This is a genomic window from Gemmiger formicilis (assembly GCF_016900095.1).
In the GTDB taxonomy this organism is placed as follows: Bacteria; Bacillota; Clostridia; order Oscillospirales; family Ruminococcaceae; genus Gemmiger; species Gemmiger formicilis_A.
In genome coordinates this window covers 1-25,156 of sequence record NZ_JACJJP010000034.1, presented here as the reverse complement: position 1 = coordinate 25,156, position 25,156 = coordinate 1, and the positions used below count along the sequence as shown (strand labels likewise).

Here is a 25,156-nt window from a genome sequence, read left to right as displayed (position 1 = left end):
CTTTATAATTTTAGAAATGTAGATCCTTCGTATTAATCGGCTTTATTGGTTTCATAGAAAAAACATCGCAATAAAACGCCTTTTAGTGTCTAACAGTCAAAGTCATTGGGTAAAACAGTCACTATCAATCAGTGTTTTTTTCGCCATTCATTAAAAGCGATAAAATATGAAAGCAGGCTCCATAATATTTTTCCTTTTGTTTGCCATGGAGCAAATTTTCCATTACCTCCTTCGCATATTTTTCATTAGAGAGAATATCCAATGGTATATAGATATAATTTGTTTTAGATAACTCAACTGTTATTGCATCTGCTTCTTCTTCAACCATATTCCTTAAGAGAGATGCGCAATTTATACTTTGAATTCCTATTATATTTGCAACCTTTCTAAAGAAAAGATCATCGCATAAATATATAGCATTTTTACGTTTGGTAAGAATAAAGGAGTCCAACTGAACCTTTTCGGCCCCAAATGGGGCCATAAGTTTTTCTAGTGTACAGCCTTCAATAAAATCTTGCTCTATACGTTCATCGTTGGAGACGCTTTCTCTCGGTAAATCATTACAGAAATCGAGAATATTTTCCCAAATTGAAGGCAGTTGCTCATCGAGTTTCAAAAAAGCCAATTCGCCATCAATGGACGCCAACTGTCCTTCTGAGTTCTTTTGGGCTTGCACTGCTTTGGCATATTGTTCATTCAAAAAGCTCAAATAGCTTTCAGGAATGATAAGCTTGTCTTTTATCCCATCAAGTACATTCAGCTTATCAATTAGGCAGAGCAAAACAAAGGTTGATAAAGTTGGCACACAATATGCACTTCCGTTAAATTCAGAAGGCTCTCCTGCGTAGAAGGCCTGGTCATCTGCGTATAGAAGATACTTTGCAATACCTATATACCTTTGGTAATCTCCTGCAACAAACGCATCAATAGGAATACCCCATTCGAAATTCTCGAAATTGTACATTTTCAATGATGCTTCGATATGCTTAGCCTTGAAATTATGGCTATCTAAATATTGCTTGATCTGACTGATTGCTTCTTCCGCACTACTACCAGAAAAAAGATGCACAGCATTATTGTTGAATTTTTGGGGAGCGTCCTGCATTTTTTTATTAAGGTAAATTCTAATGTAGGTATGACGCGGGAGAATATCTACCACTTTGTATCTGATTTTTCCTAGTTTGACTGTTTGATTTTTTGTCACTCCAAGAAGCTTAACATATCCTTTGCTGTCTTTAGAAAAATGTTGCATATCAAGGCTCTTATTATCTGCATCTGAAAAGTCCTTCTCTGAATCCAAGCATATTTTCAAGAGTTGGGATTGTAAAGCATTTTCCACTGGCTGTTCCGGCTCCAAAACGATCACAGAACTACCGGTAATTTTGCGATCAGTGCTTTCTGCATTAAAAATTTCTGGTGCCAAACAAGAAATAATCAGTGCATGAGAATAAACCGTGTAGTTATCTATTCCATTTAACTTGTAAAAGGCCTTATATAAATATAATTTTGCATCGCTTTCCCTTCCAAGTCGAGCACTCAATTGTGCCACATAAATGGCATCTTCTGCGTTATCCGATTCTTTAAACATTTCCAAATATCGGTCATATTCCACACTTGCAGTTTCTCTTTGCCCTTGCAGTAATTGGATAATGCGACTTGCCAAAAATTTATTTGGATGCTGTTCAAATATCTGCTTTGCAAATTTCAATTCACTAAGAGACATTCGATTTAAGCGTGCGCACATCATCTTAATTTGAATATAACTGACATCGCCGGGCTTATAGCTCAGGAAATAATCGGCGATTTTATCGGATATATATATTTGAGTAATAGAAATTTTATCGAGTACAGGCTTTTCTATATATTCATTTAGCTTGACGAAAAGTGAATGACATATCGTCGAAATAATAAAAGCATCGATGCTGCTAATGTCATGAACTGAATCTAGAATCGCCTTGACCAATTCTATTTGATTAAAATGTGCTAGTACTAATAGATAACCGTTCCGTTCCGGTATTGAGACTTGTGAAAAAGCGTCTACATCCTGTTGGAGCAAATCTTGGAGAACTGGTACAATTTTTTCGCAAAACAGTCGTTCATCTCTCACATAGTACGCAATATAAAACAAATCGATTACGTTTGAACGATTTCGATTAATGGCAGCATCCAGAATTGCGCAGTATTGGTCAGTGTCTCCATAGCTAAGTGCTAATAAATATTCCCCTTGAGCACGTGGAGACAATCTGTTTATATCAACATCAGAATAGAGACGAATTGCTTCTTCATAGCGCTTAAGTTGGATATTACAAAATGCTTTTCTTGCCATCACATACTCGTCATTCTGATCTTCAAAAGAAGAATAAATGCTCAATGCATGCTCAAAATCTGCGGCCATCTCATAGCACAAAGCAATTTGAAATTTGACTGTAGGATTGTTACGAACGGTTTCGGAATAATTTTCATATCTATCAAATACTTGTTTGAGCTGTTCTACATCACCCTCACTTAAATTACGATAAGAAACAATTTCCAGATTAGCTGCAAGAATCAAATTCTGATTGAAATGATCCGGTGCACGATTTTTGATATCCTCGAAAATCTTTAAATAGTTCACTAGATCAAAATGGCACTGGTTACTTCCATAGATAAATTCACTGTTGATTTTTTGGATATGAGCACACACCCGGAAAAACTCAATTTTATCTGTATGATATCGAGCGTATAACTCATCTAGTCGCTCACATGCAACGTCATATTTTCGCTGATTAAATAGTGAAAGGGCGCATAAAAGCTGCAACTGTTTGGTGACACACTCAGCAAGAACTCCTTGCGCTTGCTCTGCCTTTTGGCTTAAATCAATGATGTCACTCCATGATTGGTCTGAGAACATCTTGTTGAGTAATATCACTTGTGTTTCTGGTAATAAGCGTACAAACTCAGAGAGTGAGAAGTCCTTAGGCTCTGCCGAATAAGTGAGCATCCACTCTGCGTCATTGTAATATACAGGTGCAAGTTTCTCTCGAATTGCGCCCAATTCAACCGAATTGTTGCTATGTACGTTCAATAAGAAATGGTAAAACATCAACGTATCCATGCCATCAATTAGTTTTGCGTTAGATGGAAGGAGTTTCTGAATCTTGGAATCCAGGTTATTTAGGCGAAGCTCTAGAATATCATTTCTAAAATTTTTGACCTTGTCCTGATAAAGGGCAATAAGAATGCTATTATCTGGGGTAGGCTGAGTAGTGGTCACGACATCTTCGGTACGCGTTAATGAATCGCCAGTTGTCGAAAGGTCTGGAGATCTCAGTTGCATTGCAGGAAGTGACGACAAATCGTTTGCACGGTCTCGATTTCTAAAGTAATAGTTTGCTACTGTTGGATATTTGCGGACCAAATCTAACAACTCTGTATTAGAAATTGGATACAGTTCGATACCTGCGCCAGAAAGTAATCTTTCAATTGATCTATAGGAGCGATTATGGGTTGAGATCGCACAATTACAAAACAAATAGATTAAATCCAGGTTATCTTTATAAGATTTTACAGCCTTCTGCGCAGATTCCTTGATCTGCCGATAATCAGCTTTCCCTTCAAAGAATTTGGCTTGAAAACTAATTTTTCTTTGTGGTTTCTTATCCGACCGCGCAGGTTCCAATACAGGCTCAACCTCAACACCAGGATTATTCGGATTAGAATGGGGCATGCATGAGTCTTTCAAAAATTCATATGTGAAGAGTTGCCGACACATATTTTCGAACTCTGTTTGAGAATCATCATTGCAGACCTTAAACTGAGGCCATGTTATATTGGGAAAGTTCGGATAGTCCATTCTTCAATTAGCGCCTCCTTCTTTTGAGCGCTTCATGCCTTTGAACGTTTCTTGAATGGGAAAGATATCAGACAATCAAAAGCCTTTCAACCGCTCACACAGAGGTAGCAGTTGTTCTAGTTTTTCGACAATACGCCTTTGTTCAGGAATAGGTGGAAGAGGTATGACAGTATTTTTGAGGATATCTTGCGAAATATTTTTCATTGATTCAGAAGTTCCCGTAGCCATCGAACCAAATTGATTTCTAATAAATGGTGTCCTCAATGCCCATAAAACATAAAACGGATATATCATTTTAGTAAAGTGGAGTCGCAAAACCTTATCAGATAGCATTAGTCGTTTGCTAATTTTATCTACGATTACACAACCGCCTACTAAGGCTGCCGTATTAGCGCGGCATATCAAGAAATCATTTTTATGAATTTCATACGCATCTACCCACGATTCATTTGAATAGCAAGTTTTGCTTTCATTTTCATTGAATTTTCCCCATGTGACCGCACTAACTTTTATAATCCCACATTTATTACCTGTAGGTGGGATTTCATCACATTTGAAACTTTTACCCGTGTCAATATAATGAAGTATCGACCCAAGTCTTATCCACTTCCAGTTCTCCGGAATATCAAAAGTTTTTTCGTCCTCAGTAATTTCGGGCAGGGACTTTTCCTTTTTGATTTTCTTCTCGCTAATCAGGCGCTGTTTTTCCTGCTGAATTTGGGTAAAGAGTTCCTCTGCTGTTCCTTCCTCGGGACGCTGTTCTACCAGTTTGCCCTGAATGGCGTACTGCAGGAGGGATTTTTTCATATCCTCCGGGAAGCGGCTGTTGAACTGCTCCAGCTTGCTCCACGCCAGCTCGTAGCGGTCAATATAGAGCAACAGTTCCTCGATTTTAGCAACAATTCTCTTTTGCTCAGCAAGTGGCGGGAGAGGAATTAGAAGATTGCTAATGCTGGTATCGTTCAATGTTTTTCCTTTTATTGCGTTTTTACTTTCGCCGAACTGAGAAACAAAAGGCAGTACATAAAAGAGATACATTTTTTCTGTACTATCATCATCTACGAAAGGAAATATTGAGATTATAGCTTCATTATGAACCGCATCAATATCTAAAATAGACACTCGTCCAACAGTCAATTTAAAGCTCATCAATAAAGTCCCTGCTGGAGAAATTTTATTTCCAAATTTTTTATCAAGTGCCGCCGAGGTAACGCTTTCTTTTGTTTCACAAATATGTCCGCTTTCCGGCATATCTGCAATAGACACCCAAGGAATATCGGTACCCCACCATTCTGGCTCTGCACGTGGGGGCGTTTTCCCCATAGTGTAATTAACTAAATTGCCAAAGCGTACCCATATCCAAGACTCAGGTATATCAAATGGAATTACGTCATCAGAGATAGATTCTATTCTTTTATTGATTTTGATTTTCTTTTCTGCAATCAATCGTTGCTTTTCTTCCTGAATCCGGGCAAAAAGTTCCTCCGCCGTGCCTTCTTCAGGGCGCTGCTCCACCAGCTTACCCTGGATGGCAAGCTGCAAAATGCTGTTTTTCAGTTCCTGTGGGGTCATTCGGCGGTTCCTCCCAGCATGGCAGTGATCTGCTCCAACACCCGATCAATCTCGGCATTGAGGGACGAACGCTGTTCCTCGTAACGATGAATCAAATCCAGCGGGGCCAGAATTTCTTCTTCCTCGTGAGGATAGACACATTGGTCCAGATTATAGCCCAGTTCATCGGTAAGCTGCCGGACCATAAACTTCCTTGCCTTATCAAAGCCGTCTTCGACGATCTCTTTACGGTCATTCCACCAGTCCAGGACCGGCTGGAAATGCTCCAGTTTCATGGGCTTGGTTTTGGAGAAATGCTTATAACCCTCTGGCATATCCAGCCGATAGAACCAGGTTTCCTTGGTGGGATGGGTCTTATCAAAGAAAAGAATATTGGTAGTGATAGAGGTATAGGGCGAGAACACGCTGCCCGGCAGCCGGATAATGGTATGCAGGTTGAACTCCCGGAGCAGTTTTTTCTTGATGTTTACCTTGGTGTTGTCAGTACCGAACAAAAATCCATCCGGCAAAATCACTGCTGCCCGGCCATTCTGTTTCAATCGGTACATAATAACCGACATAAACAGATCCGCAGTCTCACTGCTGGCCAAATCGGCAGGAAAATGGTTTTTCACGTCCGCCTTTTCGCTGCCGCCGTAGGGAGGATTCATCAACACTACATCCACCTGATCGTCCTCGGTATAGTCCAGCACATCGTGGAGCAGTGTATTGGCATGGTATACCTGCGGCACATCCAGCCCATGAAGCAGCAGGTTTGTCACGCAAAGCATATAGGGAAACTACTTTTTCTCGATACCGTAAATGGAATTGCTATATGCCTCTTCATCCTCGGTGGTCTTGACCTGCTTTTTCAATTCTTTTAGCCAGCTGATGATAAAGCCACCCGTACCACAGGCAAAATCTGCCATGGTTTCTCCAATCTGAGGCTTGATGACCTGGGCCATAAAGTCGGTGACAGCGCGGGGTGTATAGAACTCACCGGCAGAACCGGCACTTTGCAACTCTTTCAGAATGGTTTCGTAAATTTCCCCGAAGGCATGGCTTTCTTCGTAGTCGCTGAAATCGATGTCATCGATCACATTGATGACCTGCCGTAGCAACACACCGTCTTTCATGTAGTTGTTGGCATCGGAAAATGTGGTTTGCACGATTGCCTTTTTGATGGGAGTGGATGCGTCCACCGGCAAATTTTTCAGTGTCGGGAACAGCTTGTTGTTGACAAAGTCCAGAAGTTTATCGCCAGTGAGGGCGGTACCGGACTTATCATCATGTGCCCAGTTTTGCCAGCGACATTCGGTGGGGATGATGGATTTATACTCCTCGTCATCCCATTCCCAGTCCTGTTCCTTGGCGTCGTACACCTTCAAAAACAGCATCCAGGCGATCTGCTCGATACGCTGTGCATCGCCGTTGATACCGGCATCATTTCGCATGATGTCCCGCAGCCGTTTTACAAATCCTGTCAAGTTGCTCATGTGGGGTTTAACCTACCTCGTCTGTATAGATTGCCTGTTCCAGTTCCTGTACTGCTTTCAGATAGCCCTGCTTACCACCAAAATACCCGGCAATTTTCGCAGGCTTTCCCAGTTTCAGGAATGGATCAAGCTTTAGAATTTCTGTTTTTTCAATCTCATAAATGCCCGTATTCATGTACTTATCCAGCAACGCCTCCAGCACTTCTCGCGCCACACCACTGTACTTGCTGAAAAAGTCACGCTTTTTCACATTGTTGGCACGTTCCTTACGGGTAAGGGGCTTTCTATCAAAAGCCACATGGCAGATGAAGTCAAAGTCATCCACATCGGTCATGTTCTGGTCCGCCTTCAGCAGTTCCAAATCAATTCCCCGATCATGGAGCAAGTCCCGAATCTGCTCTTTTTTATCCTGCGCAGACCACTGCCGAATAAAATTATCCAGAGAAGCATACTCACCCAGAATGTTCTCCTTGGTGTAGTCCACAATGCTTTCCTGGCGCAGCAGCTTGCCGTTGGCATCATACACTGATACCGTCTTATGGATGATCTGTACCTGACAACCGTTTCTATCCACGATGGGCTTTTTCTTCGGCTCCGGTGGCGTCGTTTCATCGCCCATTCCATCACCATCCGGGGGATCTTTATGGTCTGGCTGCTTCCCGCCGGGCATGTAGCCTTCATTCATTTCGATGGGCCCATCCCATTCAGGATCAGCAAACAATCGAGTCACATTGCGGAAATCCATAACCACAAAATGGGTCTTGCCTTCTTTTTCCCGCAGGCGTGTACCACGGCCAATAATCTGCTTAAATTCGGTCATGGAGCCGATCATTTCGTCCAGCACAATCAGTTTGGTCATCTTGCAATCGGCCCCGGTAGAAAGCAGCTTGGACGTGGTTGCAATCACCGGATAGGGCGACGAAACAGAGATGAAGTATTTCAGTTTCTTTTTCCCGTATTCATCACCGCCGGTAATACGCACCACATAGTCGGGATTTTTCTTCATCATATCAGCGTTGAGCTTTGCCAGAGCATCCCGCATACGCAAAGCTGCGTCCTCTGTTGCGCAAAACACGATGGTCTTGGCCATGCGGTCAGTGCTCTTCAGGTAGTTGGTGATTTCCTGGGCCACCTGCTGGATTCGATCCTCGATGATGATGTTGTAGTCGTAATCGCTGTTGGTGTAAATCCGGTCAGGAATTTCTTCCCCATTGATGTCTTTCTGCCCTTTGCGTGGGCGCCAGCCTTCCCCAATATCGGTCATGATATTGATGACCTTAAATGGAGCAAGGAAACCGTCCTCAATTCCTTCTTTCAGGCTGTATGTATAGACCGGTTCGCCAAAGTAGCTGAGGTTGGAGATATACTTGGTTTCCTTGGGGGTAGCCGTCATGCCGATCTGCGTGGCGGATTGAAAATACTCCAGAATTCTGCGCCAGCGGCTTTCCTCTTTCGCAGAACCTCTGTGACACTCATCAACAATGATGAGATCAAAGAAATCCGGTGTAAACAGTTCGCTGAAATGTTCCTCATCGTCCTCGCCTACCAGCTGCTGATACAACGAGAAATATACTTCATGGGAAGTGATGGTGCTCTTGTCATCCTTTGCTACATTGATTTTATGGATGACCTTTTCCAGCGGTGCAAAATCCTGCTGGATGGACTGATCGACCAGAATGTTTCGGTCAGCCAGATAGAGAATCTTGCGCTTCATGCCACTTTGCAGCAATCTGTACACGATCTGGAAGGCAGTATAGGTCTTACCGGTGCCTGTGGCCATGACAAGGAGAATTCGCTGCTGTCCGCGCGCAATGGCATCCACCGTCCGGTTAATGGCGATACGTTGGTAATAGCGCGGAGGATAGGTATTCTGGCTGGAATAATAGGGCTGTTCCAGGATGGTTTCCTGGCGGGGCGTCAAGCCAGATTCTTGCTTGTAGCGGGTAGCCAACTCCTGCTCTGATGGAAATTCGTCCAGCCCGATCTCGCGCTCCTGCCCGGTCAGGAAATCGTGCTCCATAAAACCGTCGCCATTGGAGCTATAGGCAAAGGGAATATCCAGCATTTGAGCATAGGTCATTGCTTGCTGCAGACCATGGGAAATAGCATGGGTATTGTCTTTTGCTTCCACAATCGCAATCGGATTGTTTGCACTGAGGTACAGAATATAGTCTGCCCGCTTGGGTTTTTCACGAAATACAAAGTTGCCCTTCAGATTAATCTTACCGTCTGTGATGCGGGTCTCCATAGTGATCTTTTCCCGGCTCCATTTAGATAAAATGGCAGGGGTAATGTACTGGAGTTTAATATCCTCCTCACTCATTTGATGCTTCGGCAGGATTGTGCTCACATCAGTTTCCCCCTTCCTTTTTCTTTGGCTCCGGCGTAGCTAAGTTTCATTAGCGGTTTACGGCACAGTAGTTCTATTTTGAAATGTTACATCACATTTGACTAAAAAATATATAATTATCCACATATAATTATACCTGTTATCATAGAAAGCACAACACATATTTCACATTTTATATGAACTATGCTCCTATTTTATATCGTATATAATCTTTCCCTTCGATTTGGCTAAAGCCGAGAATTGTGCAGCACCCCCAAATAAGCGGGTCACATAGGTAACCACATAGTCTGCATGTTCAATCATCCACTTATTGCGCCAGGAGATAGCGAAGCGTTTTGGAACTTTTTCAATTCCATCTGGCAGCAATGTGTCAGAAAAATCATCTGCACTTTTCTTGGCAGAGGGCATATAAGCAAGAACAACGGCGTATCCGACTCCTGGATACGCCGTTGTTACCTCTTTCAGAACAGAACGCACCAGACGGTCAAAATTGCCCTGATTTCCAACATAGAACATGGTTACTCCGTGATTTTCGATCAGATCAATTACCGCCGCCCGGATTTTCGGTTTGATAGTTTCCGGGCTGTCACGGTGTCCAAAGAAGGTACATGCTTTCTTTTCCATACTTTTCACCTCAAATATAGGCTATACATAGCCTAATAGTAGCACGCATAGCCTATATTTGGCAACTGAGTTGTTTATTCTATATATGACAAACAATTCGGGGGAGGCGAAAGCGCATGGATACCGTTACTGCTGTCCGCAACCGTATTTTGGAATTATGCGGGGAACGTGGCATCAGCATCAACAAATTGGCTACGATTTCTGCGCTTCCGCCGTCCAGCATTAAGAACATTTTGTACGGGAAAAGTCAAAACCCGAAACTGATTACGATAAAGATGATTTGCGATGGCTTGGACATCACATTAGGTGAGTTTTTCTCTACACCTGAGTTTGATAGTCTGGAACAAGAACTGAAATAGCAAACAGCCCCTACCTGTGCATCCATACACAGGTAGGGGCTGTCGCTTATATCACGTTACAAAGTGGGATTGCAGACTTTTCTTACAGCGACTCCGCGTCAATCCAGTCGATGATGCCGTACACGTTTGCTGTCAGGGTGCAGCGCCAAATGGTACGGTCACGGACCTTGGCGAAGTCGATGGCGCATTTGCGGGGCGCGTAGCGCTCTCCGGCACCACGCCAGCATGCCAGACGGAGCTTTTCGCCGGTGTCCAGATCGGTGAAGTAGCAGAACAGGCACATGTGCTTGCCCCAGGTGCGGTGATCAAGGCGCAGCCGGAAGATCCCGGCCTTCTCGGGGCGCTGGTACTGCTGCAGATTTGCTTTCATGCGTTCTTCGTAAGTAGTCAAAATTCCATTGGGATTCATAGTCTTTATCCTTTCTGTGATAGGGTGGTTATCGTTCTTTCTGGTGGGCGGCGCGCTGCTGCTCACGGTCGTTCAACAGTTGGATGTTCTCTCGCATACGTTTGACACGGGCGGGAATTTGCTGGGCTGTGTGCAGTTCCTTTCTTGTTTCGATGATCTGTTTGGTCAGTTCATCCTTTTCAGTGTGGAGGGCCTCACACTCGGTCGGGTCGCGGCAGCGGCGCAGACGATTGCGGCACTTGGTGCGCCGGGTTTCCAGATCGGTCAGTTTCTGCTCCTGCTCCGATGCAAAAGCAGCTACGTCCCCTGCGGTATTCAGCGAATGCTGTTCCAGAAGATGCAGTTGCTTTTCGATTTCTGCCCAGCGGCGGTAATCCTCCCGCATGGCAGGATGAGGCGGGCGGTAGTTGGGGGTTGTGGTAGGCAGCTTGCCCAGCAGATAGCAGTAATACAGGTAGGTGCGGTAGATACCGAACGCTTCCATGATGGCCTTGCGGAAGTCCTGACGCAGTTTATGGTAATGGGGATGCACCGGCGGATACCGCTTGTTGTAGATCTCCATGCGTTTGAAAATCCCCATCTTCTGGTTCTGCTGGATGCGCTGGGCCATTGCCTGCGGGGTGTACTCCTCACCCAGCGTCTTGAAGCGCACGGCGCGGCGGTCATGGGGCAACTTGATAGTCGGGTATTTGTGGTTGGGATTGAAGTCGACCTCATAGCCCATCTTGCGCAGGATGCGGGGCAGATCTCGGGGCGTTTCACTGCGCAGGATGGCCAGATCAATGTCCTGGCGCATGACGTTATACCGGGTAGGCTCTCCGGCTTTCTCAGCCAGATAGAGGTTGCGAGGCACCCGGTGGGCGTCCTTTTTGTCTACCACCGAAAGCCCCTGCTCCCGGCAAAGTTCATCTGAGGCGTCCTGCAGGGCGCGGTAGGTCTTTTTACAGTCGTTGTACCGTTTGCCGTCTACGAAGGACACCGAGTTGATGACGAAATGATTGTGGCAGCAATCGGTGTTCAGGTGGGTGGCTACCAGCACCTGAAAGCGGTCACCCCACACCCGTTTAGCCAGTTCCACTCCGATGGCGTGGCACTGCTCCGGCGTGACCTCGCCGGGGCGAAAACTCTGGTAAGCATGGAAAGCCACCGTGCCGCCGGTCTTGCCGAACTGCTGTTTGGTCAGTTCCATCTGTTGGCGGGCAATCTCCGGCACACAGTTGACACCGCTGACAAACAGCTGACTTTCCCGGGTGGTTTTGGCGTCATTGGCGGCATACTGCAGCACGTCGCTCAGATCGTCCTTGCCCGCAGACAGACCGGTCAGGTCCGGCAGCCGGGTCTTTTCTTCGTTTCCGGCATAGCGTATGACCGCATCCAGACGCCCTTTCACGGGCCAGATCTTGGTGACAGCCATCTTCTCATTCCTCCTTCTGCGGCACTGTAACCGCCCTCTGAACGGTCAGCAGCGTGTCCAGAATTTCCCGCTGCACCTCCGGTGTGTTGCCCTTGTGGTAGAGGGCGGTGAGAGCATCCAGCACCTGCCGGTAGTCGGCGTTGGGCAGTTGCCGGGGCATCTGGTTGTGTAGCCGCATGCGGATGTATTGGGAGAGTGTCAGCCCGCATTGGGTGGCTGCCTGTTCAAACAGCTTCTTTTCTTCTGGTGTCACCCGGATATTCATCTGCACGTTTCGAGTCAACATAATTTCACCTCCATATAGCAAAAGACCGGGCATCGCTGCTCGGTCTCTGCATTGTTGCGTTGTTGGATTTTCGGGGGGTCATAGGGGCTGCGCCCCTTGCCAGCGTCCTGCGCTGGGGCGGCGTATGGCTTGCAAAAGCTATACAAAGCCAGTGCTCGTTACCCCTGCGGACAGGCCTTTTTGTACGTGCTGAAAAGGAATCACTCCAGTGCGTCCCCGTATAGAAGGTCCGGCAGGACCGCTTCCTCGGCTGCATTCTTGATTGCATTCATGCGCCCTGCCCAGGCCAGCGGATCGGCCTGTTTGAGGGCTTCATCCACGCCCTGCTGGCGGGCTATCTGGTTGATGGTGTCCTCTACCATCTGTCGGGCTTCGGTGTCTACATCGGCCAGGTGGCTGTGCAGCGTACCTTCCAGAAGCATGAGGTCGAATAAGTCGGGGCGATGCTCCTTCAAGAACTGCCGCCGCAGTTCACCGTATTTGCCGATGGGCCGGGTATCGGTTTCGGGGAGAACCAGATCGGGAATGAGATAGCCATCGGTCTCGGTGTAAGTCAGTTTCATGGTGTGCCTCCTTCAGCGTTCCTGAGTATCCTTGTTGTAGCCGCGTTTGTGCTGCCAGGTGTGAAGCAGATGGAGGATAACCTGCTGCATCTGCTGCGGGGTGTAGTGCTTGGGGAAATACCGCTGCACGTCCTCCTGATTGAGGAAGAACTTCTGCCGCTGGTTGGGCTTTTCCTCGGTGAGCAAGTGATGCAGGTATTCTCGGGTCAGGGTTCCCTCCTTGCTCATTTGTTTGAGGGTGCGGGACTGGGTGAGGGACGGTGTGGCCTGACAGGCGTCCATCTCCTCTTTGAGCATTCGCTGGTGTTCCTCGGTCAGGTAGGAGATCTCCACCGCCGGATTGAAGGCAATCTGGTATTCGTCTACCATCTGGAGGATGGAGGGGATCAGGTGGGTCAGGCGGATGTAGCGATGGACTTGCCGTTGGCTGTCGTTGCTATTTTGACTGACTTGTTCCACACTCCATGACTTCTCGCCAACTTGGCGAGAAGTTGTCTTGCCTTGGTGTGTGATGGCTTCCATCTTCATCTTATAGGCAAACGCCTTTTCGCTGGGCAGGATATGCTCCCGCTGGATGTTGCTGTCCACCATCAGGATCACCGCCTCATCGTCGGTCATTTCCCGGACCAGTACCGGCAGTTCGGTGATGCCCAGGGCCTCGCAGGCGGCCTTGCGGCGGTGTCCGCTGACGATCTCGTAGCGACCATCCCCACGGGGGCGGACCAGCAGCGGCGAGAGAACACCGTACTCCCGGATGCTTTCCTTGAGTTGTTCCATTTCCTCGCCGCTGGCCACCCGGAAGGGATGCCCCTGAAAGGGTTCCAGCTGACTGGCTGAAAGAGCGATTACTTTTTCAGCCGGTGGGTTTTGGACTTGGTTTTCTGCCATGACAATACGCTTCCTTTCTTGGTAAAAATAAGGCTTGCAAGAGGCGTTTTGTGCCCAAAAATGTATACGAAAAAACGGGTACATTTTCAGAAATTCCAGATTTTCCGGGCCCAAAATCGCCTTTTGAACAAAAAGTAGGCATAAAAAATCCCCCTGCAACTGAAATCAGTAGCAGGGGGATTGGCGTATTACAGGTAGATCTCCAAGTCGATATCACGCCATCGGCTTGGCTTTATCACGCTGTTATGCGCTTTTTGGAATGCTTGCGCATCCTCTAAGCTGAGCGTGAGCTCCAAGAGTCCAACGGTTTTACTTGCGAGGATTCTTGATCGCAGCCTGGGCGGCGGCCAGACGAGCGATAGGCACACGGTAGGGAGAGCAGCTGACGTAGTCCAGGCCAACATTGTGGCAGAACTCAACGCTGCTGGGGTCGCCGCCGTGCTCGCCGCAGATGCCCAGACCCAGGTTGGGGTTGGTCTCGCGGCCGTCATGAGCAGCCATCTTGATCAGCTTGCCGACACCGACCTGGTCGAGGTGCTGGAACGGATCGCTCTCATAGATCTTGTTGTCGTAGTAGGCAGTCAGGAACTTGGCAGCGTCGTCACGGCTGAAGCCGAAGGTCATCTGGGTCAGGTCGTTGGTGCCGAAGCTGAAGAAGTCGGCTTCCTTGGCGATCTCGCCGGCGGTCAGAGCAGCACGCGGGATTTCGATCATGGTACCGACCTGGTACTTCATGTCAACGCCGGCCTCGGCAATCAGCTTGTCGGCGGTCTTGACGACGACATCCTTGACGTACTTGAGTTCCTTGACTTCGCCCACCAGAGGAATCATGATGTGCGGAGTGATCATCTTGCCGGTCTCGGCAGAAACCTTCAGCGCGGCCTTGATGACGGCGTTGGTCTGCATCTCGGCGATTTCAGGGTAGGTGACGCACAGACGGCAGCCACGGTGACCCATCATGGGGTTGAACTCATGCAGGCTGACAACCACGTTGGTCAGCTCTTCGGCGGTCATGCCCATGTCGGCGGCCAGCTCGGCGATGTCTTCCGCCTTGGTGGGCAGGAATTCATGCAGAGGCGGGTCCAGATAACGGATGGTCATGGGACGGTCGCCCATGATCTTGTACATGGCGATGAAGTCAGCTTCCTGGAACGGCTCAACCTTGGCCAGAGCAGCCTTGCGCTCTTCCACGGTACGGGCGCAGATCATCTCACGCACGGCCTTGATGCGGTCTTCGGCAAAGAACATATGCTCGGTACGGCACAGGCCGATGCCTTCAGCACCCATATCCACGGCGTTCTGTGCGTCGGTCGGGTTGTCGGCGTTGGTCAGAACCTTCAGCTGACGAGCTTCGTCGGCCCACTGCATGAAGCGCTTGAAGTTGGCGTTTTCGGTGGAAGCGACGGTGGCAATCTGGCCTTCGTAGACGTTGCCGGTGGAACCGTCGATGGAGATCCAGTCACCCTCATGGAAGGTGTGGCCGTTGATGGTGAAGACCTTGGCGTCGTAGTCGATGGTGACATCATTGTCGTTGCCGCAGCCGGAGACACAGCAGGTGCCCATGCCGCGAGCCACAACGGCGGCGTGGCTGGTCATGCCGCCACGGACGGTCAGGATGCCCTGAGAAACCTGCATGCCGACGATGTCTTCGGGGCTGGTTTCCAGACGAACCAGGACGACCTTCTTCCAGTCGGCGTCCTTGACCTTCTCTTCGGCGTTTTCGGCGCTGAAGACAACACGGCCGCAGGCGGATCCCGGAGAAGCGGCCAGGCCCTTGCCGATGGCTTCGGCGGCCTTCAGAGCGGCAGCGTCGAACTGGGGATGCAGCAGGGTGTCCAGCTGCTTGGGCTCTACGCGCAGCACGGCGGTGCGCTGGTCGATGACGCCCTCGTCCACCAGGTCGCAGGCAATCTGCAGAGCAGCCTGGGCGGTACGCTTGCCGTTACGGGTCTGCAGCATGAACAGCTTACCATCTTCGATGGTGAACTCCATGTCCTGCATATCCTTGTAGTAGTTCTCCAGCCGGGTGGCGATCTCCACGAACTGGTCGTAGACTTCCGGCATCTCCTCATGCAGCTTGCTGATGGGGGAGGGAGTACGGATACCGGCCACCACGTCTTCGCCCTGGGCGTTGATCAGGTATTCGCCCATCAGCTTCTTTTCGCCGGTGGCGGGGTTACGGGTGAACGCAACGCCGGTGCCGGAACGCATGCCGGAGTTGCCGAAGGCCATCTGCTGCACGTTGACAGCGGTGCCCCATTCGTAGGGAATCTCGTTCATCTTACGATACACGTTGGCGCGGGGGTTGTCCCAGGAACGGAAAACGGCCTTGACAGCGCCGATCAGCTGTTCCTTCGGGTCCTGCGGGAATTCGCTGCCCTGCTTTTCCAGGTAGATGGCCTTGAACTCCTTGACCAGTTCCTTCAGGTCGTCGGCGGTCAGGTCCACGTCCTGGGTCACGCCCTTCTTTTCCTTCATGGCGTCGATGCGCTCTTCAAAGAAGCTCTTGCCCAGTTCCATGACGACGTCGGAGTACATCTGGATGAAACGGCGATAGCAGTCGTAAGCGAAGCGGGGATTGTCGGTCTTCTTGGCCAGACCTTCCACAGCCTGGTCGTTCAGGCCCAGGTTCAGGATGGTATCCATCATGCCGGGCATGGACATACGGGCGCCGGAACGGACGGAAACCAGCAGGGGATTCTCGATGTCACCGAACTTCTTGCCGGTCTGTTCTTCCAGAATGCCCATATACTTGAAGATGTCGGCGCGGATCTCTTCGTTGATCTCGCGGTGGTCGGCATAGTACTGGGTGCAGGCTTCGGTGGTGATGGTGAAGCCCTGGGGAACCGGCATGCCGGCATGGGTCATCTCGGCCAGGCCGGCGCCCTTGCCACCCAGAATGTTCTTCATGGTGGTCTGGTCGCCGCCGAAGGCGTCATGACCTTCTTTGAACAGGTAAAGGAACTTCTTGCTCATATCTTACCTCCATATGTACTACGGTTTCTTCCCGGCGTGTGCGCAAGGCACCCGCCTGCAACGTCATGGACTGATTGCAAAGTCCATTATAACAGACCGGACGACGAATTACCAGTGGATTGTTAAAAAAATGCTCAATGCTTTCGCTTAAAAACTAACGAAATTTTCGGACATTTCTCTTGCAATTTGCCCAAAAATGAGGTAAATTATAATGGGCGGAAAGTTCGAAAATATTTCTTTTCCGAAAATTCCGCTCTGCCTTTGTGCACCCTGCTCTTACTTTGCTTTTTCCGTGGCGTCTGGTATAATGATAGCCGCGGAGCATTGTGCTGCCGCCGTGCCGTCCGCAGGGCGGCAATGCCCCGAATCGCCTGTGTCCTACATATAAAAGGAGGGCCTTTGCCATGGCTACTGCAAGAGAAAACTACCTCGCTGCCAAGCAGCGGTTTGCCGAAACCTTCCAGAAGCACCTGGAAAACGGCGTTGAGTTCATCAGCAACGACGTATACATCGACCCCGAGGTCATCATTGCTCCCGGCGCCACCATTCTGCCCGGCTGCATCCTGCGGGGGAACACGGTCATCGAAGCGGGCTGCGTCATCGGCCCCAACACCCTGCTGGAAAACACCACGGTGGGGCAGAACTCCACCGTCAATGCCAGCCAGTGCTATGACAGCACCCTGGGCCCCAACAACAAGATCGGCCCCTTCACCCATGTGCGCACCGGCACCAAGACCGGGGAGGGCGTACACCTGGGCGCCTATGTGGAAACCAAGAACGCCGACTTTGCCGAGGGCAACACCGTCAGCCACCTGACCTATATCGGGGATGCCACGGTGGGCAAGTACTGCAACTTCGGCTGCGGCACCGTCACCTGCAACTATGACGGCGAGGGCAAATATCGCACCACCATCGGGGACTATGCCTTCATCGGCTGCAACACCAACCTGGTGGCGCCGGTCACGGTGGGGGACCATGCCTTTACGGCGGCAGGCTCCACCATCGGCAGGGATGTGCCGGACGGAGCCCTTGGCATCGAGCGTGCCAAGCAGGTGAACGTGCCTTCCTGGGGCGAGAAGAAACTGCAGAAATACATTGAGAAGAAACAGAAGCTGGAATCCGCAAAGAAAGGCTGATTTGTCATGAAATCGTTCCTGTCGGACTTGCTGGAGTGGACGGAATTGCTGGCCGCCTTTGATGCTGCCCGTTTTGCTGCGGCGTCGGAGACACTGCGCCGCGCCGGTATCCAGTTCCGGACCAGGACGGAAACCTTCGGCCACGGTACCCGGCGGGGAGGAACGCTTTCGGCCCTGGGGGAAAAGCCGGAATACAGCACCCAATATCGCATCCTGGTAAAAAAGACGGAACTATCCGCCGCCCGGATGGCACTCCAGGGCAGACAGCTGGGCGACTGACCGGAAAAAGAAGGGAAAGCTTGCTTCCCGCTCAAAGAGGAGAATACCGCACTTTATGTCATTTTTCAGCAACACTTCGGGGGCAGACTGGCTCATTGCCGGTCTGGGTAACCCGGAATCCAAATACGAAGGCACCCGCCACAACGCCGGCTTTGCGGCCCTGGACTACCTGGCCGCCCAGTGGAAGTGCGACATCGCCAAGGCCAAGTGGCAAGGCTTGTACGGGGTGGCCACGGTGGGCAGCCACAAGGTGGTGCTGCTCAAGCCCCTGACCTATATGAATCTGTCTGGGCAGAGCATCGCCCCGGCAACCCAGTTCTACAAGATTCCCCATGACCATGTGCTGGTGCTCTGCGACGACATCACCCAGGAACCCGGCCATCTGCGCATCCGCGCCAGCGGGTCCGCCGGCGGGCACAACGGGCTCAAGAGCATCATCCAGAGCCTGGGCGGGGAAGACTTTCCCCGCCTGCGCATCGGGGTGGGGGCCAAACCGCACCCCGACTACGACCTGGCCGCCTGGGTGCTGGGCAAGTTCCCGCCCGACGCCGCCAAGGCCATGACCGACCGTTACCCCGATATCGAGACCGCCTGCCGCCTGATCATGGACGGCAAGCTCAGCGAAGCCCAGAACCGCTGCAACCACTGAGAGCGGGGCAGGGCAGACCGCACAGTTTGATTCCGAATCCTGGCCGCCGCTGTGGCGGCCGGGATTTTTGGGTATACGCCCCGCCGCAGCAAAGCAACCGCGGCGGATTTCACCGCTTTTGAAAACAGGTCGCTTGTATGTTTTACGAACTTTTTCAGCAAACGCAGGAACATAAAAAGCTCATCGGCGCGCTGTCCGGCAAGGGAGCCAGCGCGCTGTTCGGGCTGCCCAGCGCCGGTCGCGCCCAGGTATATGCGGCGCTCAGCCGGGAACTGGGGCGGCCTTTGTGCATTGTTACCCCCGGCGAGGCCGAAGCCACCCGCTTTGCCGCCGACCTGAACACCCTGGGGGTCCCGGCGGCGGTGTTTCCGGCCCGGGACTATGTGCTGCGCCCCATCGAGGGTACCGCCCGGGAATACGAGTACCGTCGCCTGGCTGTGCTGGGGGACCTGGTGGGCGGACGGCTGCAGGCCGTCTGCGTGCCCGTCGAGGGCCTGACCCAGTTCACCACCCCCAAGGAGGATTTCTGCCGCAACACCCGCACGTTGCATCCTGGGGATTCCATCCCCCGGGAGGAGCTCAACACCATGCTGCTGGACGCCGGATACGTGCGCCGGGATCGGGTGGAAGGTCCGGGGCAGTTCTCCATCCGCGGCGAAATCCTGGACCTGTATGCCCCCGAGATGAAAGCCCCGGTGCGTGTGGAGTTCTGGGGAGACGAGATCGACACCATGCACACCTTCGACCTGGCCACCCAGCGCCGGGACGAAGGGGTGGAAAAAATCTATCTCAGCCCTGCCCGGGAGGTGCTCTTTGGCGCGCCCGCCCAGGCGGCGGAAGCCCTGCGCGCCTATTGGAAGCGTACCCGGGGCAAAAAGCGCACCGCCATGGAGCAGATCATGGCCCCCGATCTGGCCCAGCTGGATGCGGGCATCCTGCCGGTTTCCATGGACAAGTACCTGAATGTGCGGTATCCCCAGCCCGCCACCCTGCTGGATTATTTCGACGATCCGCTGCTCTGCGTGGAGGAGCCCGCCTCGGTGCGGGAAGCCGAGCGCGCCGCCAACTACAGAAGGGGAGAGGAGCTTTCCGCCCTGTTTGAGGACGGCGTGCTCTGCGCCGGGCTGGACCACCTGTATGCCGACGCCGGTTGGCTGTGGACCCGGACGGGGCAGTACCGCACCCTGCTGGCCGAAAACTTTGCCCGCAGCATTCCGGACCAGCCGCTGAAAGAGATGGTCAACGCCCCGGCCCACAACCTGCCCGCCTGGAACGGCGAGGTGGCCGCTCTGTGGGAGGAACTGGAACCCCTGCGCAGCCGTGGCTTTGCGGTCACCGTGCTGGCCGGAACCACCCGCGCCGCCGCCGGTCTGGCCCAGGACCTGCGGGGCAGGGGATGCACCGTCTCCACCGACCCGGACGTCCCGCCGGCGCCGGGGCTGGTGCAGGTGCTGCCGGGGCAGCTTTCCGCTGGGTGCGAACTGCCCTTTGCCAGATTTGCCCTGCTCACCGCCCGGGCCTTCGGCCAGAGCGGCACCGCCAAACGCAAACCCAAGCGCAACAAGGACGCCCTGGACAGCCTCACCGACATCACCCCCGGGGATCTGGTGGTGCACCAGAACCACGGCATCGGCCGCTATGCGGGCATCCGCCGCATGGAGGTGCAGGGGGTCATCAAGGACTACCTGCGCATCGAATACGCCAAGGGGGACGCCCTGTACGTGCCGGTCACCCAGCTGGACCTGCTGTCCCGCTACACCGCCCCCGGCGATGCCGAAAACGTCAAGCTCAGCCGCCTGGGCGGGGCCGAATGGGCCAAGACCCGCAAGAAGGTCCGGGCCGCCACCGAACTGATGGCCAAGGAGCTCATCGAGCTGTATGCCCGGCGCAAGCAAGCCCACGGGTATGCCTTCCCGCCGGACGATACCTGGCAGGGGGACTTTGAACAGCGCTTTGCCTACGACGAGACCCCCGACCAGCTGACCAGTGCCGCCGAGATCAAGCACGATATGGAACAGCCCTGGCCCATGGACCGCCTGCTGTGCGGCGATGTGGGAGTGGGCAAGACCGAAGTGGCCCTGCGCGCCGCCTTCAAGTGCGTCATGGGGGGCAAACAGTGTGCCATTCTGGCCCCCACCACCATCCTGGCCTGGCAGCACTTCAACACCGCCATGGCCCGCATGGAGGCGTTTCCCATCCGCATCGGCCTGCTGTCCCGCTACCGCAGCGCCCGGGAACAGAAGGAGACCCTGCGCGGGCTGAAGGACGGCACCGTGGACATTGTGGTGGGAACCCACCGCCTTCTGTCCGATGATGTGAAGTTCAAGGACCTGGGCCTGCTCATCATCGATGAGGAGCAGCGCTTCGGGGTCAAGCACAAGGAAAAACTCAAGGAGAACTTTGTGGGGGTGGATGTGCTCACCCTGTCCGCCACCCCCATTCCCCGCACGCTGAATATGGCCCTGTCCGGCATCCGGGATATGTCCACCATCGAACAGCCGCCCATCGAGCGCCAACCGGTGGAAACCTATGTGCTGGAATACGACGAGGGCATCATTGCGGAGGCCATCCGCAAGGAGCTGGCCCGGGGCGGCCAGGTATACTACCTGCACAACCGGGTGGACGATATTGAACAGTGTGCTACCCGGGTTGGCAAGATGGCCCCCGGTGCCCGGGTGGGCATCGCCCACGGCAAGATGACCGAAGAGCAGATCTCGGTGGTGTGGCGGCAGCTGCTGGACAACGAGATCGACGTGCTGGTCTGCACCACCCTCATCGAGACGGGTGTGGACGTGCGCAACTGCAACACCCTGGTCATCGAAAACGCCGACCACATGGGCCTGTCCCAGCTGTACCAGATCCGCGGCCGGGTGGGGCGGTCCTCCCGCAAGGCCTACGCCTATTTCACCTTCCGACGGGACGCCGTCCTCACCGAAATCGCCGCCAAACGCCTGTCGGCCATCCGGGAATTCACCGCGTTCGGGTCGGGATTCCGCATCGCCATGCGGGACCTGCAGATCCGGGGCGCCGGCAGCCTGCTGGGACACAGCCAGCACGGTCATATGGAGGCTGTGGGCTACGAACTGTACGTGAAGATGCTCAACCAGGCCATCGCCGCCGCCAAGGGCCTGCCGCAGGAGCCGGACAAGAGCGACTGCCTGGTGGATGTGACCGCCGACGCCTACCTGCCGGAAAACTATATCCCCGACGCAGCAGGCCGCATCGAGGCCTACAAGCGCATTGCGGCCATTGAAAGCGCTGAGGGGGCAGAGGATGTGCTGGACGAGCTCATCGACCGGTACGGCGACCCGCCCAAGTGTGTGCAGAGCCTGGTGGATGTGTCGCTGGTACGCGTCACCGCCGCCCGGGCGGGCATTGTGGAGATTGTGCAGAAGGGGGAAAACCTGATTCTGTACTCCGACGTGGTGGGACCGGCCCAGCTGGGCAAGCTGATGGACACCATGCCCCACCGGGTGCTGTACAGCGCCGTGGGGCGGCCCTACATCAGCCTGCATGTGCTCAAGGGCGAAGACCCTCTGGTCATTCTGCGGGATGCAGTGGCTTTGCTGCCCGGCGCCGCGGGCTGACGGTGGAATTTTTGTAAAAGCTGAACACCGCGACCGGCCTTTTGCTTGCAAAGAACGCCCAAAAGCGGTATAATCACTTCATATATGCGCTTTGATGCGCAAGCGAAAGGTATAAAGGAGCGTTACTTTCTGATGAAATCCTTACATGCAAGATTCCTCAGCCTGGGGCTGGCCGTGGCCATGCTGCTGGGTGTGACGGGCTGCACCGTCAGCACTCCCTCGTCGGTGGGGTCCATCGGCGGGGTGGAAATTCCCGCCGGCATCTATCTGCTGGCCCAGTACAACGCCTACAAGACCGTGTCCGGCCTGGCCGATCTGGCCACCGGTGAGACGGCGGACGATGTGAAGGCCGTGCTCAAGGCCCAGTGCACCGGCACCATCGGGGATGAAGAAGTCACCACCGACGGCGCCGATTATCTGGAGCGCCTGACCCTGCGCAACCTGCAGTATTACGCCGCTGTGGAAGCCAAGTTTGATGAGCTGGGCGCCACCCTGGACGACGCCGCCACCGCCGAGGCCGCCGACACCGCCGCTTCCGAGTGGGAGTCCGACGGCGATGTGTACACCGCCAACGGCATCAGCCAGGCCACCCTGGAACAGTACGAGCTGAACAGCGCCAAGGCCGATGCCTGCCTGGAACTGATCTACGGCGAAAACGGCCAGACGCCGGTGACCGATGAGGAATACATCGATTTCCTGTACAATGACTGCCGGTATGTGGACGTGGTTCAGCTGCCGCTGTTTGATTCCGCTTCTTACGCCTTTGCGGACGAAGACCAGAACGCTCAGATCCAGGCTCTGGCCCAGGAGTGCGCCGACACCCTGAACGGCTGGGCTTCCGCCGAGAGCGGCCGCACCGAGCGGTTCACCTCCATGTATGAGGCGGCGGACCAGTACGTGGCCCAGGCCATGGAAGTGCTGGGCGCCACGCCGGAATCCGGCATGGGTGCCTACTATGTGGGCAGCCAGCTGCTGACCCCGGAAACCCTGAAGAGCTACGGTACCACCCTCACCGACGCCCTGGATGCGGCCGGCAAGGGTGTGTGGACCACGGTGGATCTGGGCATGAGCATCGGCGTCATGTGCGACGTGGACCCGCTGGAAGCCGATACCCTGCAGAACTACAAGGACACCTACGATCTGCTCAGCCTGCTCAAGGGCGATGAGCTGCAGGATCAGTTCTATGCCGATGGTGCTGCCATGGAACAGAACTTGGACGCCTCGGCCATGAAGACCTACAAGGCGTCGAATATCAAGACAACCGCATAAAGCAGCGGGGCACGCGCGAGCCAAAGCGCGCGCCCCGTTTTGTTTTTTCGGCGGATAGTCGTTCTCAGTTGCAGGAAAACAAAAATGAAGGAAGGGGACTTATATGACCAACTGGAAACTGCGCATGACCAGCCTGACCCTGGCCGCCGCTCTGTTCTGTGCGGCCCCCGCCCCGGCCCTGGCTGCCGCCGCCGAAACCGGCAAGAGCGGCTGGATGGAAACTCTGCTGGAAGTTCCGGTGCTGGGGGACCTGGTGCGGATCATCACCGGCAGCGGCAAGGAAGCTTCCACCGCCGAAACCGCCGCCACCGCCGAGACGGCCACAGCGGAAACGGCCACGGCCGAGACGGCAAACGCCTTGCAGACCACGCCGGAAACCGCCTGGAAACCGGTATCCCAGGGGTGGATGCAGGGCGCCGTGCAGGCCGGTGTGGCCTATCCCCAGGGCAGCGCGGACATCACGGCCGACACCTGCACTGTGAATGTGCAGCAGTGGGGCAGCGTGGAGCTGATGGCCGGCGTTACCCTGAACCCCGCCGCCCGGGAAGAAACCAACCTGGGTGACCTGGCCGCCGACGCGGCCGCCGCTGCGGCGGCATCCTGGCTGTGGAGCGGGGAAGAAACCGCCTCTCTGCGCGGCCTGCCGGTGGTGGCCCTCATTGACGGTGCCAGCCTGACCGGAAACGTGGCTGCCGGCGCTACCCTGGCGGATGTGGCCAAGGCGGTGGCGGCCGATACCGCCCTGTCCATGGTGCAGGTTACCCCGAAAAAGCTGTACGAGATGCTGAACCAGGGCCTGGCGGGCATGAACGATTCCTCCAGCGACTCTTACGGCGGATTCTGGCAGGTCAGCGGATTGCGGGCTCTCTACCAGACCACCGAGAATGAACCCCGGTTTGTGGAAGCCTTCCTGATCAGCCCCGACACCGAAACCGGCATCCGGCTGGACGGCGGGGACGAGCAGAACACCCTGCTGGTGGTACTGCCCACCGACATGCTCAGCCGCTGCGGTGTCAATGCCGAGGCAGGCTATACCGATTATCTGGCCGGGGCGTCCCTGACCCTGGACGGTGCCGTCGCAGCCCTGCCGCAAAACGTGAACGCCGAGACCCTGACGGTACTTTTGTCCCGCGGAGGCAGCACCGGCCGTGTCCTGCCTGTCACCGCCGCCACCTACGACGGTGTAGTCAACCTGGGGACGGCCTACGCGGGCCGTCAGATCAGCTTTTTGCTGGATGGTGCCGCCCGCACTGCCACTGCCGACGACCAGGGCCGCCTGGTCATCACCGGGCTGTCCGCCGGCAGCCATACCTTCTGCCTGGCCGCCGGTGAACCAGCCTACTACCTCAGCAATCTGACCTTCATCGGCACGGCGGATGCGGGTGCCACTGCGGTGACCGTGGCCAATGTGCCGGAAGCCTGCGTGGCCCCGGCGGCCGCCACCCCGACCCCGGCACCCACTGCCACCCCTGCGGCCACCGCAACGCC

The 25,156-nt window shown here is 53.5% G+C and carries 18 protein-coding genes and 1 pseudogene; 8 read left to right on the top strand and 11 right to left on the bottom strand.

What is annotated here, in order from left to right; all coding sequences use genetic code 11:
- Positions 1–124 precede the first annotated feature (124 nt).
- The 5 genes and pseudogenes from H6B15_RS13180 to H6B15_RS13160 form a co-directional block, all read right to left on the bottom strand.
- Positions 125–3,832, bottom strand: a complete 3,708-nt coding sequence (locus tag H6B15_RS13180; protein WP_204648469.1) for a tetratricopeptide repeat protein — start codon at positions 3,830–3,832, stop codon at positions 125–127.
- A 75-nt stretch (positions 3,833–3,907) separates the two neighbouring features.
- Positions 3,908–5,404, bottom strand: a complete 1,497-nt coding sequence (locus H6B15_RS13175; RefSeq protein WP_204648468.1) for a restriction endonuclease subunit S — start codon at positions 5,402–5,404, stop codon at positions 3,908–3,910.
- Positions 5,401–6,879 (bottom strand): annotated as a pseudogene (locus tag H6B15_RS13170) (type I restriction-modification system subunit M). The gene H6B15_RS13175 and the pseudogene H6B15_RS13170 overlap by 4 nt, the downstream one beginning before the upstream one ends.
- A 7-nt stretch (positions 6,880–6,886) precedes the next feature.
- On the bottom strand, positions 6,887–9,202 hold the full coding sequence (gene hsdR / locus H6B15_RS13165) for an EcoAI/FtnUII family type I restriction enzme subunit R (RefSeq protein WP_243424423.1): 2,316 nt from the start codon (positions 9,200–9,202) through the stop codon (positions 6,887–6,889).
- Positions 9,203–9,418: 216 nt separating this feature from the next.
- On the bottom strand, positions 9,419–9,853 hold the full coding sequence (locus H6B15_RS13160) for a hypothetical protein (RefSeq protein ID WP_204648467.1): 435 nt from the start codon (positions 9,851–9,853) through the stop codon (positions 9,419–9,421).
- A 116-nt stretch (positions 9,854–9,969) separates the two neighbouring features.
- On the opposite strand from H6B15_RS13160, the gene H6B15_RS13155 reads away from it, so the two are divergent.
- Positions 9,970–10,212, top strand: coding sequence for a helix-turn-helix domain-containing protein (locus H6B15_RS13155; protein ID WP_204648466.1), 243 nt, complete (start codon positions 9,970–9,972; stop codon positions 10,210–10,212).
- 82 nt (positions 10,213–10,294) lie between these two features.
- Here the strand turns inward: H6B15_RS13155 and H6B15_RS13150 are convergent, their stop codons facing one another.
- The 5 genes from H6B15_RS13150 to H6B15_RS13130 form a co-directional block, all read right to left on the bottom strand.
- The gene (locus H6B15_RS13150; protein WP_204648465.1) at positions 10,295–10,582 is read right to left on the bottom strand and encodes a hypothetical protein; all 288 of its coding nucleotides are present in this window, start codon (positions 10,580–10,582) and stop codon (positions 10,295–10,297) included.
- Positions 10,583–10,649: 67 nt separating this feature from the next.
- Positions 10,650–12,035, bottom strand: a complete 1,386-nt coding sequence (locus H6B15_RS13145) for a relaxase/mobilization nuclease domain-containing protein (RefSeq protein ID WP_204648464.1) — start codon at positions 12,033–12,035, stop codon at positions 10,650–10,652.
- A gap of 4 nt (positions 12,036–12,039) precedes the next feature.
- Positions 12,040–12,321, bottom strand: a complete 282-nt coding sequence (locus H6B15_RS13140; RefSeq protein ID WP_243424422.1) for a DUF1778 domain-containing protein — start codon at positions 12,319–12,321, stop codon at positions 12,040–12,042.
- A 200-nt stretch (positions 12,322–12,521) separates the two neighbouring features.
- Positions 12,522–12,884, bottom strand: a complete 363-nt coding sequence (locus H6B15_RS13135) for a TnpV protein (RefSeq protein WP_204648462.1) — start codon at positions 12,882–12,884, stop codon at positions 12,522–12,524.
- A gap of 12 nt (positions 12,885–12,896) precedes the next feature.
- A complete protein-coding gene (locus tag H6B15_RS13130; protein WP_204648461.1) occupies positions 12,897–13,772 on the bottom strand; it encodes a ParB/RepB/Spo0J family partition protein in 876 nt (291 codons plus the stop codon).
- Between the two features lie 50 nt (positions 13,773–13,822).
- Here H6B15_RS13130 and H6B15_RS13125 point away from each other — a divergent pair, with 50 nt between their 5' ends.
- A complete protein-coding gene (locus H6B15_RS13125; RefSeq protein ID WP_204648460.1) occupies positions 13,823–14,050 on the top strand; it encodes a hypothetical protein in 228 nt (75 codons plus the stop codon).
- A 31-nt stretch (positions 14,051–14,081) separates the two neighbouring features.
- Here H6B15_RS13125 and ppdK read toward each other — a convergent pair whose 3' ends face one another.
- On the bottom strand, positions 14,082–16,748 hold the full coding sequence (gene ppdK / locus H6B15_RS13120; RefSeq protein WP_204648459.1) for a pyruvate, phosphate dikinase: 2,667 nt from the start codon (positions 16,746–16,748) through the stop codon (positions 14,082–14,084).
- A 404-nt stretch (positions 16,749–17,152) separates the two neighbouring features.
- On the opposite strand from ppdK, the gene H6B15_RS13115 reads away from it, so the two are divergent.
- From H6B15_RS13115 to H6B15_RS13090, 6 genes are all read left to right on the top strand, one after another.
- Positions 17,153–17,884, top strand: coding sequence for a UDP-N-acetylglucosamine diphosphorylase (locus H6B15_RS13115; protein WP_204648458.1), 732 nt, complete (start codon positions 17,153–17,155; stop codon positions 17,882–17,884).
- A gap of 6 nt (positions 17,885–17,890) precedes the next feature.
- The gene (locus H6B15_RS13110) at positions 17,891–18,163 is read left to right on the top strand and encodes a hypothetical protein (protein ID WP_204648457.1); all 273 of its coding nucleotides are present in this window, start codon (positions 17,891–17,893) and stop codon (positions 18,161–18,163) included.
- 55 nt (positions 18,164–18,218) lie between these two features.
- Positions 18,219–18,812: an aminoacyl-tRNA hydrolase gene (pth, locus tag H6B15_RS13105; RefSeq protein WP_204648456.1), complete on the top strand. Its 594-nt coding sequence runs from the start codon at positions 18,219–18,221 to the stop codon at positions 18,810–18,812.
- A 137-nt stretch (positions 18,813–18,949) separates the two neighbouring features.
- Entirely contained in the window at positions 18,950–22,399 is a 3,450-nt protein-coding gene (gene mfd / locus H6B15_RS13100; protein ID WP_204648455.1) for a transcription-repair coupling factor, read from the top strand.
- 132 nt (positions 22,400–22,531) lie between these two features.
- Positions 22,532–23,668 carry a hypothetical protein gene (locus H6B15_RS13095; protein WP_204648454.1) on the top strand — a complete coding sequence of 379 codons (1,137 nt, stop codon included), beginning with the start codon at positions 22,532–22,534 and terminating at the stop codon, positions 23,666–23,668.
- 103 nt (positions 23,669–23,771) lie between these two features.
- A partial coding sequence (locus tag H6B15_RS13090; protein WP_204648453.1) for a 5'-nucleotidase C-terminal domain-containing protein occupies positions 23,772–25,156 on the top strand: 1,385 nt, incomplete at its 3' end.

Coding starts and splice junctions, on each gene's coding strand:
- H6B15_RS13160 (WP_204648467.1), bottom strand. CDS start 9,853: ATGGAAAAGAAAGCATGTACCTTCTTTGGACACCGTGACAGCCCGGAA.
- pth (WP_204648456.1), top strand. CDS start 18,219: ATGTCATTTTTCAGCAACACTTCGGGGGCAGACTGGCTCATTGCCGGT.
- hsdR (WP_243424423.1), bottom strand. CDS start 9,202: ATGAGTGAGGAGGATATTAAACTCCAGTACATTACCCCTGCCATTTTA.
- H6B15_RS13155 (WP_204648466.1), top strand. CDS start 9,970: ATGGATACCGTTACTGCTGTCCGCAACCGTATTTTGGAATTATGCGGG.
- H6B15_RS13180 (WP_204648469.1), bottom strand. CDS start 3,832: ATGGACTATCCGAACTTTCCCAATATAACATGGCCTCAGTTTAAGGTC.
- H6B15_RS13115 (WP_204648458.1), top strand. CDS start 17,153: ATGGCTACTGCAAGAGAAAACTACCTCGCTGCCAAGCAGCGGTTTGCC.
- ppdK (WP_204648459.1), bottom strand. CDS start 16,748: ATGAGCAAGAAGTTCCTTTACCTGTTCAAAGAAGGTCATGACGCCTTC.
- H6B15_RS13175 (WP_204648468.1), bottom strand. CDS start 5,404: ATGACCCCACAGGAACTGAAAAACAGCATTTTGCAGCTTGCCATCCAG.
- H6B15_RS13095 (WP_204648454.1), top strand. CDS start 22,532: ATGAAATCCTTACATGCAAGATTCCTCAGCCTGGGGCTGGCCGTGGCC.
- H6B15_RS13150 (WP_204648465.1), bottom strand. CDS start 10,582: ATGAAAGCAAATCTGCAGCAGTACCAGCGCCCCGAGAAGGCCGGGATC.
- H6B15_RS13135 (WP_204648462.1), bottom strand. CDS start 12,884: ATGAAACTGACTTACACCGAGACCGATGGCTATCTCATTCCCGATCTG.
- mfd (WP_204648455.1), top strand. CDS start 18,950: ATGTTTTACGAACTTTTTCAGCAAACGCAGGAACATAAAAAGCTCATC.
- H6B15_RS13140 (WP_243424422.1), bottom strand. CDS start 12,321: ATGTTGACTCGAAACGTGCAGATGAATATCCGGGTGACACCAGAAGAA.
- H6B15_RS13110 (WP_204648457.1), top strand. CDS start 17,891: ATGAAATCGTTCCTGTCGGACTTGCTGGAGTGGACGGAATTGCTGGCC.
- H6B15_RS13130 (WP_204648461.1), bottom strand. CDS start 13,772: ATGGCAGAAAACCAAGTCCAAAACCCACCGGCTGAAAAAGTAATCGCT.
- H6B15_RS13145 (WP_204648464.1), bottom strand. CDS start 12,035: ATGGCTGTCACCAAGATCTGGCCCGTGAAAGGGCGTCTGGATGCGGTC.